This is a genomic window from Nostoc sp., assembly GCF_054880495.1.
The window spans coordinates 1-16382 of the sequence record NZ_JBTYKD010000068.1 but is presented as its reverse complement, the minus strand read 5'-3'; the positions used below and the strand labels follow the sequence as shown (position 1 = coordinate 16382).

The following is a 16382-nucleotide window of genomic DNA, read 5'->3' as shown; positions in this document are numbered from 1 at the left end:
AGAGCGCAGAGGGAGGAGATTAATCGGCGATGAGGGTGACTCGTCCTTGTGAACCATACCCAACTTCACTAATATAAAGATTGGGGTCGTGAAGTTCGGCAATGATGTTTTTTACTGACTGTTTGGCGTCAAGTCTAGGGCTTAGATCGATCGCACGGGTGAAAACTTTTGGCCATTCCCATCTCAGAGTTTTGGTTAATCCGAATAAGCCAGCGCCGATCGCACCAAAGTTGACTTTGTACTCTAACCCAAAAGCGCCATCCAGATGAGCGACTGTGCAGAAACAACTACGTCCATAACGTGCGGCTTCATTGAGGGAGGGTTTGAGGTGTTTCGCCATCAAAAATACGTGCTTGACGATCGCCTTTTCTGATTCGTTATAGGAAATATTCCCGGTGTGATTTGCTACAAACACAGGATGTAGATGGATGAAAGCCCCAATCGTTCCGCAGTGAGATGCGATCGCTTGTAGTTGTTCTTGGAGATGTTCTTCACTCAAGTTTGCTAAGGTGACGCGGGTTATTCCTGTGGGTAAGGGCGATTGTTGGGCAATCAGCGATTGGGGAAAGCTGATAACTACTACTTTCCAGCCTTTCTCAATTAGAGATTCACTTAATTTATAAGTAGTGAGGGAACCATCATCGGTGATTAAACCGATGTGTCCCTCTGGTAACGTGAAATCCAAATAATCGGGCTGTGGTAGGCTTCTGAGTTTGACCGGATGGCGCTGGATATTATGCTCTAATTCCGGTGGTTGTTGGACAAACTCAGGCTCAGACTTTTTTTTTTCACCTCCAGCCAACTGCTGTAGGTAATCAACTATTTGACCGATAGTGCGGAGTTCTCCGAGTTCTTCGATATTAGGCTTGGGTAAGTTGGGGTACATTTCTTGCATCGCCCCTAGTATTTCTACCCGTTTGATGGAATCAATACCCAAGTCGGCTTCCATGTCCATTTCTAGTTCCAGCATCTCGACTGGGTAGCCCGTCTTATCACTGGTGATTGCTAGTAGGGTTTCACCTAAATCTGCAAATTCATCACTTGTTGCGGGTTCTGGTTCTGGGTTGAATGCGACAACTACGCTTGCTTCCGGTGAAGTAACTACCTCAACTACTGGTGCAGTCTCTATTAAAATCTCAGTTGGTTGTTGTACTTCGTGAACTGCAATTTCTACAGAAATGTTTTTGGAAGTATGGGATTGCAGATACTCTACAACTTGACCGATGGTGCGTTTTTCTGCTAGTTCTTCTAAATTGGGTTTGGGTAGGTTGGGGTACATTTCCTGTAGCGCCCCCAGGATTTCTACCCGTTTGATCGAGTCAATCCCTAAGTCTGCCTCCATGTCCATGTCCATTTCCAGCATCTCAACTGGATAGCCGGTCTTGTCGCTGGTGATGGCTAAGAGGTTTTTATCCAAGTCAACAATATCGATGGTTGCGCCAGATACAGGTGCAGCAGTTGTGGGTGCTGGTTCTGCGATAACTTCGTTGACTGGGGGTGAGCTAATTTTGACTACAAGCTCAGTCTGGGGTTCTACTACTGGAACAGGTGACGCCGCTACAGGCTCGAAAGTGGCGAAGTGCGGAGTCGGAAGTAGAGACGCGATTGATCGCATCTCTGGGGATACAGGAGTTTCAACTACAGGCTCTACAGCAGCCGCCAGAGGTGCTTGAGTAACATTTAAGCCATTTTTAGCAACTGGCTCAGTTACAGGTAAGGGTTGGCTTTCTACTATCTTGGTAGTAACGGGTACGGCTGCATCAGTAACAGTTGTTTCTGTGGTGAAATGATGGCGTACCTCATTTAGTTTCTCTGTTAGTTGAGTTGCTCCCTCACCTGAGATGATTTGAGAATACTCTTGCTGTATGAGTTGGAAAAAGCTTTTGGTATATTCCAGTTGCTCTTGGAGATATTGCTCATGGATGCGTAGGGTTTCACCTTGTTGGGAGTGAAACTGCATCATGCTGCGCTCTAAGCTTTCCATGACAACTAGCTTCATTTTGGCAGTTTCGGCTGTTGATTTAGTTTCACTCAACAAAGAATTCTGCTGTTGCATCAGTTGGAAAAATGCTCTGGCATATTCCATTTGATGGTTGAGATAAGTACTGTGAACTTGTAAATTCTCGGTTTGATTTTCCTGAAACTGTGTCAGCAGGTATTCTAAACTTTCTAAAAGTTGTTGGTAATTTGTAAGTTTTTCTGGTGTTGGTTGCATCTTAGATTCCTGGGCTGGTTGTGACAGGGTAACAGGATTCATTTGTTGCTCTGGTTGGGTGATGATGTTAGCAGTCACACCGTTAGCGATCGCAGGTGTTTTTTTATGTCCGTTAGTCTCGATCACCGCCAGAGGTGGAGTTACTCCTGGACTGGTAAACAAAGGAGCCGTATCAGAATATTCGGGGGTAGGTAATGTGACTTTATGCCCATCCTGCAAAGCTAAAGCAAAGGCATTTTTCGTTTTTTCGGATCTGTAGTTAATGCCGTTCAAACGCACATTTAAGGTCTTCTTCGTCTCAATTGGCGGTATAGTTTGGAGAAGTTGGTAAGGATCGAGGTTATTCAAAGCCAGACCAATTACCCGCAACTGCACAACCGCTTCTCGTAAAGAGCGATCGCTATTCTTTTGAGTACTGGGGTTCAAAGATACGGTAATGTGAGGGCGATCGCCAAGGATATCTTTTACCAAGTTGGTGAGAATTCTCCTCGGTCCAAATTCCACAAAGCAAGTACCACCGGCTGCATAGATATTTTCAATTTCCTGCTTAAACAGCACTGAGTTGGAAAGGTGCGTTTCCAGGATTTTTTGAATACCTTGGGGTTCATTGGGATACTGCTTACTGGTGACGTTGCTGTAAACAGGAATTTTGGGACTTTGGAACTTGACTGACTTAGTAGCGATCGCAAAGGATTTTTGAGCAAAGGCGATTAGCGGTGTATGGAAAGCTGCTGATACAGGTAACAATACAGCTGTATATCCTTTCTCGTGTAAAGCCTCTCTGACTCTCGCTATTTCTGCGGTAGGGCCAGCCAAGACAAATTGAGTCGGAGAATTTTGATTAGCGATCGCAACTTGCGGAAAATGTCTCAATACGGCTTCGACTTTGCTGATATCTTCTTTAACAGCCAGCATACTACCCGCATCATGATCCGGGTCTTCGGGAGCCGCCATTGCTTGACCCCTAGCTTTCACCAGGAACAAGTAATCTTCTGTACTCAAAACCCCCGCAGCCCATAAAGCTGTCAGTTCCCCAAAGCTATGACCCGCCACAAAATCTGACTTAAACCCAGCTTGTTGCAGTATGCTGTACATCCCTGCACTTAACACCCCGATGGCTGGTTGAGCGTATTCTGTGCGTTGTAAGGCAGCAATTTGGGCGTTTTTCTCTGCCTCTTCAAACACCGGATGAGGAAAAACTATCTCTGAAAGCGGCTGTAAATTATCTTTGATTAACAAGCTATCCATATAGCCATGAAGACGGCGCATCAAAGGAAAATTCATTACCAGTTCCCGCCCCATCTGCAAATATTGCGAACCTTGACCAGAAAATAGAGCAACAACTTTTCCACCCAACTCCATACCAGAAGCGCGGTAATAAATCCCTTGGGGATGCTCCCAAGATGCTGCTGTTCCTTTGTTTTTCAGCCAGTCAATGCTAGTTTGCAACAACTTGCAAGCGTCTTCGATATTCTCAGCGACAAACCCAAATCTGGCAGCAGAGAAGGGAATCTGTGGCGATTTGCACTCCTTGATTAATTCTGCATAGTGTGTAGGTGCTTCAGGCGATCGCAACTTACCCAAAATATCTTCAGATTTGCTCAACAATTGGTCTACTGTGGGAGCAAACAACAGCACTTCACTAGCACCACTATGTAAGCGGTAAGCGTGGTTCTGGTCAGCTTCATGTTCTTCCAAAACGACGTGATAATTAGTGCCGCCAAAGCCAAAAGAACTCACACCTGCGCGTCTCGGTGCTTCCCCTTCAGCACGAATCCAAGGCCTAGTTTCGGTATTCAAATAAAACGCCGAATTTTTAATATTTAGTTTGGGATTCGGCTCAGTGATGTTAATTGTCGGCGGTAATACTTTGTGATGTAAAGCCAAAGCAGTTTTAATCAAACTCGCCGCACCCGCAGCCGCTTTTGTGTGTCCAATTTGTGATTTTACACTACCCAAAGCGATGTGCTGTTTTTTGTGATCATGTTCGCCAAAAAAGTCTTTTAAAGAACCGAATTCTGTGGGATCTCCAGCCATTGTACCGGTGCCATGTGCTTCCATCAAACCAACAGTTGCGGGAGAGAAACCGGCATCTTCATAAGCACGTTCTAAGGCTTTAATTTGGCCTTCTTTGCGCGGAGCATAAATGCTCTTATAACGCCCATCGCTGGAGGTACCAATGCCTTTGATTACGGCATAGATTTTATCGTTGTCGCGTTCAGCATCTTCCAGGCGTTTGAGTACAATCATCCCGATACCTTCACCCAGCATCATCCCATCGGATTTAGCATCGAAAGGTTTGACATTTTCACTAGGAGAAACCGCCGGTGTTTTGCTGAACGATATGTAAGCCATGATAGTGTTATCGGTATCAACACCACCAGTCAGCATCATATCAGAACGATGCTCAACTAGCTCACTAATTGCCATTTTTAAAGCACCGAAAGAACTAGCGCAAGCGGCATCAACTACGCAATTCATCCCCCCAAAATTTAGACGATTGGCAATTCTACCTGCGACTACATTAGCTAACATTCCAGGGAAAGCATTCTCATCCCATTTCACATAGGCGCTTTTGATTTTATCAACGATTTTTTGTGTATCCTCGTCAGATAAACCACTGCTTTTGAGAACTTTTTCCCAAATCGGATATTCCAATCTTGCAGAAAGTGGCATTCCTAATTGCTTGGCCATCGCCACGCCTAAGATTACTCCAACAGTCTCGCGGCTAAACTCACGTTTTTCGCCATAACCTGCATCTTCCATCGCCTCTTTCGCAACTACTAAACTCAACAGTTGCGATACATCTGTGACTTCCAAAATGCTGGGTGGTATGCCGAATTCCATCGGGTTAAAATCTACCTCCGGAAGAAACCCGCCTCTTTTACAGTAGGTTTTATCTTCAGTAGTTCTGGGATTCGGATCGTAATAATCTTCGACGCTCCAGTGAGTGGAAGGAACATCAGTAATACAGTCAATTTTGTTTACTATATTTTGCCAGTATTCGTGTAAGTTTCTGGCTTTGGGCAATAGAGAAGCCATACCGACAATGGCTATAGGATTGTGTTGTAATTGTCTGTTAATTCTGTTGACTGACACTGATTTATCTGACCTCATGTTTTTTTCCTCTATAGACCTAATCACAGCCTTTTCGCAATTATTGATAAGGCTCTCTAACTCCGCTAAGGCAGTATCAATTGAATAAGCAGACATAGGGCATAGTGAGTACTGTGGATTGTGTAGCTACAGTAATTTCTGTTGCCTACTAAATAATGAAAATCTCTTGTTTTGTAAGCAGCTAGCTATCCTATCTCCGCTAAATGCTTTTCTCAAAATCGACACCACACGACAGATACTGCCCTGATAAAGCCTGAGATTTATAGGCGATTTTGGCACACTGCGTAGGCGTAGCCCGTCGTAGACATCGCAGAAAAATCTTAGACAACGCTAGACTCTTGATATTGTGGCAATAGGTGGATGACGTTGTTAAAAGGGGTCTAATAGTCTGGGAGTGTAATAGCTGTTTGACCAGTGAATTCAATCCATTTGTAATAGTAGAGAATTTGAGCAATGGTATCCCACTGGAGCGAGAGAAACTGAGCAGTAGCTAAGGGAACAGAAACGTTTTTTTAACCCGAAACCGTTTGATTATCTAGCCTAACTACAGCAACATAGCTGATGTTAATGACAACGTTCTGTATCTTAATCAATGTCATAGCTAGTTTCAACGTCCGGGATAATATATCTTATGGGATTCGACCCAGAAAAGTTGACAAGTTCGTTACAGAAAAGACACCGCCTTTAATCCGAATTTATGCAAGTTGAAAAAGTATTAAACGATGACTAAGTGATGACATAGCAGTTAGGTTTAGTTATTTTAAATTTCCAAATTTCAATTAAATAACTAGTTTGTATAACCACTTTAAAGCATTGAATTAATAAAAACACTAACATACTTTACAGAAACTAAATCATTTCTTTAAAGTTATTTCATAAATAGCCGTCCACCATTACTGATATAAATTTTGAATAAAATTCAGCATAAAAGTATAATTTATGACTAAATAAAACTGTGAGAGATTTACCTCGTTCCTAGTCGGAGACTAGGAATGCTCCTCATTAGGGCTGCCGCCTCTCTTACTCGCGGCAGCAGCCCAATGAGCAGCATTTCCACCCAGATGCTAAAAACGAGGTTTGAAAAGGGTTTGGACTTAAATTCATACCCATGAGCAATGTTCTTTACAATATATGTGGTTCAATTAAATGAAAATTGCTGTAAGTTAACAATGCAAACCTGTTGTCTAGGAAGTAATAATTTAATGAATAGATAGATAAATTGAATAACCATAAGTATTTTTTCTCAGACAAACATCATAATTAAGTCAAACTTTTTGATTATTTTTAAATATAAGTCAAACTAAGAAGCAAAGCAGTTATTTATAAAGCAAATGTTAATTTTTAGTATGTTGCTTGCTAAACATAATATGGGTTAAATGAGTAAAAAGTAGGTACAATTCATGAATTGCCCCTACTAGGAATTGCTATAGGACTAGTATTTGATTTTTGAAATGCACGTAGTGGACTCTCTAAGCTAAAATAGTGCATTAGACGTAGGTAGGTTGGGTGGAGCGGAGCGCAACCCAACATATATCAGGATGTTGGGTTACGCAAAGCCTCCACCCAACCTACAATTTTTTCAATTTTTTTTGCAACATTTTAGCCGTAGACAGTCCATAACAAGACTACCGAGATTTTTTCAGAAATCAAATATGATTCCTATATAAGAATGTCTTATAATACACAACCTTGCTAATCATAATCTGTTAATAATATCAAATCTGCTTAACAACTAACTATTTGTTAGTATTCAATTGCTATAGAAGAGATTAGTAATGAGTAAATTATTCAGTCTCTAATCTTACAGTAATTAAATATTATAGTGAGATAATCAGGACTTATACAAATTAAATAGCTTGACAAAATTCCATTTTTATGACATACTTAATGACAAGTTTATCCAAGTTTTGAGTTAATTTTTATTAGCGCTTCGTTGTGATTGAGAGTTAAGTTTTCTGGTTATCGCTATTGTATTTTACGCTACGGGATTAGATATCAAATTAGGATATAACTTAGGAAGCTTTGAAGTAACACACCATTAATTTTCACGCCACAATAGCGACTTTGGGCGGCAAAAGCGTACAACAATTCATATAAAACCAATTTAGATCCATCCAGTTTATTAAGGTAGAAAACTTAGAGGAAAAGCCCTCTTAGTAATTTGCGGATGAGTCTATTCTAATCGACTAAATATAACCAGGCTATCCCCTAAAAAAGCAGAATTGGAATGAAAATATGGCAGTAAATAAAGAAAGCCGATTATTCAGAAAACCCGTAGGCCAATCGCGAATAATCTTAGCAACTTCTCTGACTTTAGCGGCCGGATTAATCACTTTCTATAGTTTGGCACCGTTTTGGTCTAAACCGAAAGTTGTGACACAAGCGAATCCTCCCAAGGCTGCCACGCCTGCAAAACTTGCTGTGACTGCCTTGGGGCGTTTGGAGCCAGAAGGCGAAGTTACTTCTTTGACTGCTCCCGCTTCTAATAATGGGGTGCGAGTAGACAGATTGTTGGTAAAAGAAGGAGATACAGTTAAAGCAGGGCAATTATTAGCGTATCTAGAAAATTATGGTCGTTCTAGAACAGCTTTGCAACAGGCTTTAGACCAACTGCAAGTTGCCAAAGCTAAACTAGCGCAGGTGAAATCTGGGGCTAAAACCGGAGATGTCGATGCTCAAAAGGCTGCGATCGCCCGCTTAGAGCCACAATATAAAGGAGACGTTGCCACCCAACAGGCGACAATCGTCCGTATCCAGGCTGAAGTAGACAATGCTCAAGCCGAAAACGATCGCTATCAGCAATTATATAAACAAGGTGCGATCGCGGCTTCCATAGCAGATACCAAAGCTTTGCAACTAAAAACTACACAACAGCAACTAACAGAAGCCCAAGCCTCACTGAAGCGAACTCAAGACACATTCCAAGAACAACGCAAGCAGGCACAAGCACAACTCACGAGCATTAGTGAAGTGCGTAGTGTAGATGTTCAGGTGGCACAAACCGAAGTCAACAGTGCAACAACTTCTGTTCAACAAGCAAAAGCCGACTTAGATTTAAGTTACATCAAATCTCCCATAAATGGCAAAATTTTGAAAATTCATGCCAAAACCGGAGAAGTAATCAGCACCACCAGAGGATTTGCTGAAATAGGTAAGACATCTCAAATGTATGTGATTGCAGAGGTGTATCAAACTGATATTCAAAAAGTGCGTGTAGGACAAAAAGCCACCATTATCAGCACTGCATTTACTGGAAAATTACAAGGAACTGTGAAAGAGATTGGTTGGCAAGTTGACAAGCAAAATATCTTCAGCCTCAACCCTGGCTCAGATACAGACCGCAGAATAATTGAGGTAAAAATCTCTATTGATAATCCCGCAGATAGTCAGCGAGTGGCTCGTTTCACTAACTTACAGGTAGATGTTGCCATTCATATTTAGTAATTGGTCAATCACCAATTACTAATAACAACTAACAAATAAATCCATGATTTTTAAAATTCCTTTAGGATGGCTACAGCTAGCCCAGCAAAAAGTTCGTTTACTAGTAGCTGTAGCCGGGATTGGTTTTATTGTGCTGCTAATGTTTGTGCAGCTTGGTTTTCAAGATGCTCTCTATTCCAGTGCAACCGCAGTGCATCAGCATCTCAAAGGAGATTTATTTTTAGTTAGTTCGCAATATAAATCTTTGACCTCAAATCAAAGCTTTTCGCGAACTCGTTTATACCAATCTCTGGGTTTTAATGGCGTAGAGTCAGTTAGCCCGATGTATTTGCAATTTGCCAAACTTAAAAATCCGGCAACTGGTGAGAAATATTCAATATACGTTATTGGTTTCGATCCGGGCAAACCTGTGATGAACATCCCAGAAGTTGAGGAAAATTTAGATAAACTCAAAATTCCCGATGTCATGCTTTTTGACCGGATTTCGCGTCCAGAGTTTGGCCCAATAGCGGAAAAATTTGATGCGGGAGATACTACACAGACAATTGAAATATTTCCCTTCAATTCATTAATTGGCTATAGAGTGAGAGTTGGTGGTTTATTCAGCTTGGGGCCTTCCTTTGGGGTAGATGGCAACTTACTTGTTAGTGACTCAACTTTCTTGAGGATAAATCCCAATAGTCGTCCGGCAGATATGATAGATATCGGTTTGATTTCCCTCAAACCTGGTACTAATGCAGAAACAGTACTAAAAAATTTGCAAGCAAATTTGCCTAATGATGTCCAAGTTTTTACACGCCAAGGCTTTATTGATTTTGAGAAAAAATATTGGGCAGTCAGAACACCCATTGGTTTTATACTTAACTTGATGTTGACAATGGCTGCGGTTGTTGGCGTAGTTATTGTTTATCAAATTCTTTACAGCAATATTGCTACACAGTTCGTTGCTTATGCCACTTTAAAAGCCATAGGTTATGCCAACAGATATTTATTAAATGTGGTATTTCAGCAAGCTTTAATTTTGGCGATTTTAGGTTATATCCCAGGATTTATTACTTCTGTCTTGTTATATAGTTTTGCAGAACAAGCAACTAAATTACCAATAGTTATGACCACTAATAATGCACTGATTGTCTTAACTTCAACAGTTTTAATGTGTATAACATCAGGAGCGCTTGCTATCAACAAACTTCGCTCCGCAGATCCAGGAGATATTTTCTAAGCAATAACTACCTGTCGACTCAAAGTGTTGCTTTGCATTAATTAGTGGCTAACTCAGGATTGATTTTTAAACGCAGAGTTTGTCAATTCGATTCGCTATAAATTTATGCAAATCTCTATTAAGATTACCTATTTTTTCTCTCTGCACCTTTGCATAAGATAAAAAATATTCGGTATTCTTCCACCACTAACAGATTTTTAATCTAAAATCCCAAATTCGTATAACCACGACTTTATGAACCTCCAAAACAAAACCCTCCTAATTACCGGGATTGATGAACTTGTCGGATTACGTACAGCCGAGTTAGCCATAGCGCAAGGAATGAAGGTTCGGGGACTGCAAAGTTCTACAGAACAAAACAAACAATTACAGAATTTAGGTGTTGAGGTAATTATTGGTAGTATCACCGATGCTACTATTGCCCAAAAAGCTTGTCAGGGAGTAGACATCGTTTTACATACATATCAAATTGCCGAGGAAGCTGGTGCAATTAAGTATTTTCGTGATGTCAATGTTGGCGGTACTGTCAACATCGCTAAAGCCGCTAAACAGGCTGGTGTGAAAACATTTGTGCATCTATCCAGTGTGATGGTTTACGGTTTTAACTATCCTAATAGTGTTGCAGAATCCGGGCCACTCTCTGGCGAAAATAATCCCTACTGTCAAACGAAAATAGAAGCCGAAACAGCACTCTTAGAACTGAATAATGCCTCAGATTTTGGCATCATCGTTATTCGAGCCGGAGATATTTACGGCCCAGGAAGTATTCCCTGGATAGTCAGGCCAATTATGATGATGCGTCAAAAATTATTTGCCTATGCCAACGATGGTAAAGGAGTAATCAATCATGTATATATAGATAATCTAATTGATGGCATCTTTCTGGCGATAGAAAAAGAAACCTATGGTGAAATATTTAATATCACCGACGGACAAGAAACTTCGTGGAAAGAGTATTTCATGCGTTTAGCAGCAATGGAAGGTTTACAAGCACCGCTTTCATTACCCAAAGATGAAATTAAGTTGTTTCTAAAGCTGCGTGTTCAAGGACAAAAACTTTTTCGCCAAAAAGTTGATATCTTACCAGAGTCTATAGATTTTATGACTCGTCCCTATGCTTGTTCTATTGTCAAAGCACAAAGCCTGTTGAATTATAAACCAACAATTGACCTAGAATCAGGTATGCAGCTAACACATGAATGGCTGCAAAAAACAGATATCCAAAAGTTGATCAAATAGTCCACAGATTTTTGTAATCATTGTTGCATCTGCTTAAGAATTAGCTGCAATTAACCATAAAATAATCTCCAGCTTTTTTGAATACTTGTTTTCTATAGGAATCATATTTGATTTCTGAAAAAATCTCGGTAGTCTTGTCGTAGCCCTTCTTGGCTAGAATGTTGCAAAAAAATTGTCGGTTGGGTGGAGGCTTTGCGTAACCCAACATCCTGATAATCAGTTGGGTTGCGCTCCGCTCCACCCAACCTACGTCTAATGCACTTATAGGGTCCACTACGTGCATTTCAAAAATCAAATACTAGTCCTATATGAGTAATAATCAGCCACGCTTGAGCATCGGATTACCTGTATACAATGGTGAAAAATTTATCAAAGAAGCCATAGATTCACTCTTGGCTCAAACCTTTGAAGATTTTGAGATAATTATTTCAGATAATGCATCTACAGATAAAACTGAGGAAATTTGTAGAGCATACGCCGAACAAGATAAACGTATCTGTTACTACCGCAATGAGAAGAATATCGGTTGCGCTCGTAACTTTAATCGCGTCTTTGAATTATCTTCAAGTGAGTACTTTAAATGGGCAGCCCATGATGATCTACATGCTCCAGATTTTATCAAGAAGTGTATTGAGGTGCTTGAGCAAGATCCGACGATAATCTTGTGTCACTCCCAAGTATATTTCATTGATGAACAGGGGGATTTTCTCCAAAACTACGATATCAAACTCAAGGCAGATGCACTAAAACCACACGAGCGGTTTCACGAATTGCTGACTAAGCATTTATGTTATCAATGTTATGGGGTAATTCGTGCCAGTGCCTTGAGAATGATACCGCCAATGGGTGGTTATGGTAATGCAGATGGAATTCTCTTGTTAAGACTTGGTATTCTTGGGAGGTTTTATGAAATCCCTGAGTACCTGTTTTTTGCCAGAAGTCATCCGCAACAATCAATGAGTATGTTCTTTCCCAATTACTTGTTGTTTGCTGACAAAAATCAAAAATCATTATTGAGTATGCTGCCTGATTTTTATGCATATACAGTATGGTTTGATTCAGCAAAGAAAGGACAAATTTTATTGCCACATTGGAGAATACTCTGGGAGTATGTACTCTCTATATGGCGTAGTCCCCTGAGTTTGAATGAGCGGCTGTGTTGTCATCGAAGTCTACATCAGCAGTTAAAAGGCACAGAATATCTTTTGCTGAAAGATTTTCTAAGAGTGCTGCAAGGACTTTGGAAAAGTTGGCAACAAGCATCAATTCCAGAACAGCAAATCACATTTTGAATAAATTAGTTCAGAAATAAAAGTTTGCTGTTGCAGCTTTTTGTCAGTCAGCATCTCACTTTCGGAAAAAGTTTTGTTTTGTAAAATCTCACCCCAACCCTCTCCTTACTAAGGAGAGGGAGCAAGAATATTGTTTCTCATCTGGTATTTTTGCAAAACTGAGATGCTCCCTTTTTATCAGCCCCAAAATCACCTATTCTGACTAGAAAACTATGTTGAAAGTATCTCAACTCTGTCGTGTTTTGCTTGCTACTTTAGTGAGCATCAGCTTTGCTAAAACAGTGAATGCCGAGCCAACTGCAACACTTACTGTTGTGGTAAATGGAATACACCACAAAAAAGGTGAGATTTGCTTTCGAGTTTACCCAAATGAACGAGGATTTCCGATGAGTGGTAATAGCGAAGATCAAAGTGGCTGCGTTAAGATTACTGGAAGTTCTGTAACAAAAGAATTTTTCGGTTTGAAGCCTGGAACTTATGCTGTTGCCGTAGTTGATGATCAGAATGGCGATCGCAAACTCAATAAAGACTTTTTCGGTATTCCTAAAGAAGGTTTTGGGATTTCTAAAAATCCCACTGTGTCCATAGAAACAGGTACACCAAAGTTTCGTGATGCCAGTTTTGTTGTAAACAAAAATACAACAGTCAACATTACCATCAAATATTCACTTGATTCGTAAAGGGGGTGGGGAGTGGGGAGTGGGGGGACAAGGGGGATGAGGGAGACAGGAGGGACAAGGAGAATAACCTACCTATGCCCACAATGCCCAATGCCCCATGCCCCATGCCCCATGCCCCATGCCCCATGCCCCATGCCCCATGCCCAATTCTTCAGAATTACGGTTTAGCTCACATCTACATATAAACAAGCCGAGATTCTACCGGAGATTAAAAATTTAATGGAAGATTTGGCCACATTTCTGTCTAAGTCTTTGATGAGTTGGGTGGTTATTCAGGTGTGTTTAACACTTGTCTTTATATGGTATCTGCGCTCATCTAAAAAAAAGTTATTACCAGATGATCAGTTGCCCAAAACAGCAGTGATTCTTTGCCTACGCGGAGCTGATCCGTTTTTGCCTAGATGTTTGCGATCGCTCCTAAATCAAAACTATCCACAGTATGATTTAAAGTTGATCGTTGATAGTCACGAAGATCCAGCTTGGAAAATTGCTAGTGAAACGATCACAGAGCAAGAAGCGATTAACGTTCAAATCAGCCCTTTGAGAATAGTACGCAACAATTGTAGTCTCAAATGCAGTTCTTTAGTGCAAGCTGTGCGTGAGTTGGACGATTCTTACAAAGTGGTTGCTCTAGTAGATGCTGATACTATAGTGCATCTGAATTGGCTGCGAGAATTAGTCAGTCCTCTAGGGGATGCCAAAGTGGGGGCAACAACAGGTAATCGTTGGTACGTACCTACAGGTAAGTATTGGGGATCTTTAGTGCGGTACGCAGGCAATGTAGCTACAGTAGTGCAAATGTTTCTCTTTCAAATTCCTTGGGGTGGGACTTTGGCTGTGAAAACAGAAGTGCTTCGCCAAACAGAATTGCTAGATAAGTGGGAACAAGCTTTAGGCGAAGATTTTATGATGCACAACATCCTCAAAAAACATGGGTTGCAGGTAAAGTTTGTGCCTTCGCTGTTGATAGTAAATCGTGAAGAGACTGATTTATTCAACTTAATAGACGATCTCAAGCGTCTAATGCTGTATTCTCGATTGTATCACCCACGTTGGTTAGCTTTAGTTAGTGAAGCTGTTTCTAGCATTTTGTTTCCTACTACAGTCATCATCTTAATTCTAGAGTCGTTGTTAGAGGCAAAATGGGAAGCTGCGACTGTCTTATTAGGCTGCTATGGAGTCTATACTGTCGCATTACTTTTGGTAATGCTGGTGTTGGAATTAGAGATACAGCGAGTGGTTCGCTCTAATGACCAAGCGATCGCAAAATTATCAGCTGCTACAATCATCAAAATGTTAATTGCGATTCCCTTGACACAATGGGTTTATGGGTTCGCAATACTATCATCCCTTTGGATCTCAACAGTTACTTGGCGGGGTGTCAGCTATCGGGTTCAAGGCCCCTGGAATGTCAGGCTAGTGGAATATCGCCCTTATCAATGGTTGGATCAGCCTATTGATAGTAAGGTTTCTCTTTGAACTTTAACAATTGATAATTTAGGCTATTTTAAAATGTGTAAATCCTTATTTTAACTGCATTAGTAGGAATTTTTAAGCCAACTAATCAGGATGTCCAGGAAATATTTGCTGCGTAAATCCTAAATTAAAAACCACCATTTTCATGAAATATTCACCTTTTCTATGACTAAGCAAAAACTTCGCATTGCACTGTTTACAGGATTGTATGCTCCTTTCTTAACTGGAGTTTCCGTTGCAGTACACCAACGGGTTCGTTGGTTGCTAGAGCAGGGACATGAGGTTTTTCTAATCCATCCGCAAATTAACGATCGCTACCCCAAAAATGTAGGCGATCGCCCCATGCCCGGTTTAGATGAAATTCAGCCTTCCCCCAACTTCTCTGCTTACGCATTCCCTACAGAACCACTCATATTATATAAGTCTCTTCCTCAACCATTGCACTATCGACATTGGAGCGATACCAAATTGTTGGAGAAATTCAAACCCGATATTATAGTGGTTGAAGAAGCGGCGCAAATGAGAGGTTTATACTCATTTTTCTTGCAAGGTTATGGTCGTCCCATCGGCGTTGAATACGCAAAACGAACAAGAACCCCAATAATATCACTCTTTCATACAGATATCGTTGCGTATATCAAATATTACTTTGGAGATAGGTTTTTCAGCTTGGTTCGTCCGATCATTCCCACTTTAGTTAAGCAATTTAGTGAGTCTTATGACTTCAATTACTTCTCTTCTAAAGAACAACTCACTAAATACCAAGAACTGAAATGCCAACGCGCTGAATACGTCGCTTATCAAGGCATCGATTGCGAAAAATTTCACCCGCGAAACATTTCTTACAACCCCATTCCTAATGATAACCGACCGACTCTTTTGTTTGTCGGACGCATCACCCCCGAAAAGAATGTTAACCAACTGCTTGATATATTTCCTCTCATTGCTGCCAAAATCCCTGATGTCCATCTGGTGATTGTTGGTAGTGGTCCCCTAGATCAGGAAATCCGTCAGCGTGCCCAAAAGTTTGGAGCGGGTATTACTGTATGGGGTGAGTCTCACGGCACAGAACTTTTGGGTTGGTTTGCTAGAGCGGATATTTTTATCAACCCCTCCATTACCGAGAACTTCTGCACTACAAATAACGAGGCGTTAGCGTCTGGAACCCCTGTAGTTGCTGTTGTTGCACCCTCAACCTCAGAACAGGTATTTCCTGGGCGTAACGGCTTCCTTGCCCAACCTAACAATCCTACAGACTTTGCCCAAAAGGTGATTGCGATTTTGGAAAATCCTGATTTGAAAGCAGATATGACTAAAAACGCTCGCCCCTCCATACTCGAATTTGATTGGTCGGCATGTATGCAAAAATTAGAAGACAAATTCTACCAGATCGTTGAAGGATCTCAGCAGGTGAAGGTAGGTACACGCAGTATAAAACCACAGCGATAACAAACACTACGATCGCTAGTACTGTAAATAGTAGCGATCGCTAATTATTCGCTGCCCAGGAACTCCTTAGTATTTAATATCCTCATCTAAACCGCGTCTATCTTGAAAGCTGTAGTTCTTCGGTGATCAAAAGGATTTGCCCTCATCCCCCAACCCCTTCTCCCAGATTTGGAAGAAGGGGAGCCAGAATTTCAAAGTCCCTCTCCCATATCTGGGAGAGGGATTTAGGGTGAGGGCAAAAACTACGG

8 protein-coding genes and 1 pseudogene are annotated in these 16382 nt (G+C 41.1%); 7 read left to right on the top strand and 2 right to left on the bottom strand.

The genetic code is table 11. The features are described 5' to 3' along the window. Positions 1-19: 19 nt before the first annotated feature. Together ACYTXL_RS07945 and ACYTXL_RS07940 are read right to left on the bottom strand one after the other, a co-directional pair. The gene (locus tag ACYTXL_RS07945; protein ID WP_461924229.1) at positions 20-5428 is read right to left on the bottom strand and encodes a beta-ketoacyl synthase N-terminal-like domain-containing protein; all 5409 of its coding nucleotides are present in this window, start codon (positions 5426-5428) and stop codon (positions 20-22) included. Positions 5429-5712: 284 nt separating this feature from the next. Continuing rightward, positions 5713-5931: pseudogene (locus ACYTXL_RS07940) on the bottom strand (hypothetical protein). A gap of 1636 nt (positions 5932-7567) precedes the next feature. On the opposite strand from ACYTXL_RS07940, the gene ACYTXL_RS07935 reads away from it, so the two are divergent. The 7 genes from ACYTXL_RS07935 to ACYTXL_RS07905 all read left to right on the top strand — a co-directional run bounded on the left by ACYTXL_RS07935 (position 7568) and on the right by ACYTXL_RS07905 (position 16134). Further along, positions 7568-8773: an ABC exporter membrane fusion protein gene (locus ACYTXL_RS07935; protein ID WP_461924228.1), complete on the top strand. Its 1206-nt coding sequence runs from the start codon at positions 7568-7570 to the stop codon at positions 8771-8773. A gap of 46 nt (positions 8774-8819) precedes the next feature. Beyond that, entirely contained in the window at positions 8820-9998 is a 1179-nt protein-coding gene (devC, locus tag ACYTXL_RS07930) for an ABC transporter permease DevC (protein ID WP_461924227.1), read from the top strand. Between the two features lie 234 nt (positions 9999-10232). Then, the gene (locus ACYTXL_RS07925; protein ID WP_461924226.1) at positions 10233-11237 is read left to right on the top strand and encodes an NAD-dependent epimerase/dehydratase family protein; all 1005 of its coding nucleotides are present in this window, start codon (positions 10233-10235) and stop codon (positions 11235-11237) included. A gap of 308 nt (positions 11238-11545) precedes the next feature. After that, complete coding sequence (locus ACYTXL_RS07920) at positions 11546-12529, top strand: glycosyltransferase family 2 protein (RefSeq protein ID WP_461924225.1); 984 nt, start codon at positions 11546-11548, stop codon at positions 12527-12529. Positions 12530-12741: 212 nt separating this feature from the next. Further along, positions 12742-13209: a DUF2141 domain-containing protein gene (locus ACYTXL_RS07915; RefSeq protein WP_461924224.1), complete on the top strand. Its 468-nt coding sequence runs from the start codon at positions 12742-12744 to the stop codon at positions 13207-13209. A gap of 219 nt (positions 13210-13428) precedes the next feature. Beyond that, positions 13429-14688 carry a glycosyltransferase family 2 protein gene (locus ACYTXL_RS07910; RefSeq protein WP_461924223.1) on the top strand — a complete coding sequence of 420 codons (1260 nt, stop codon included), beginning with the start codon at positions 13429-13431 and terminating at the stop codon, positions 14686-14688. Between the two features lie 162 nt (positions 14689-14850). Continuing rightward, complete coding sequence (locus ACYTXL_RS07905; protein ID WP_461924222.1) at positions 14851-16134, top strand: glycosyltransferase; 1284 nt, start codon at positions 14851-14853, stop codon at positions 16132-16134. The last annotated feature ends 248 nt before the right edge of the window (positions 16135-16382 follow it).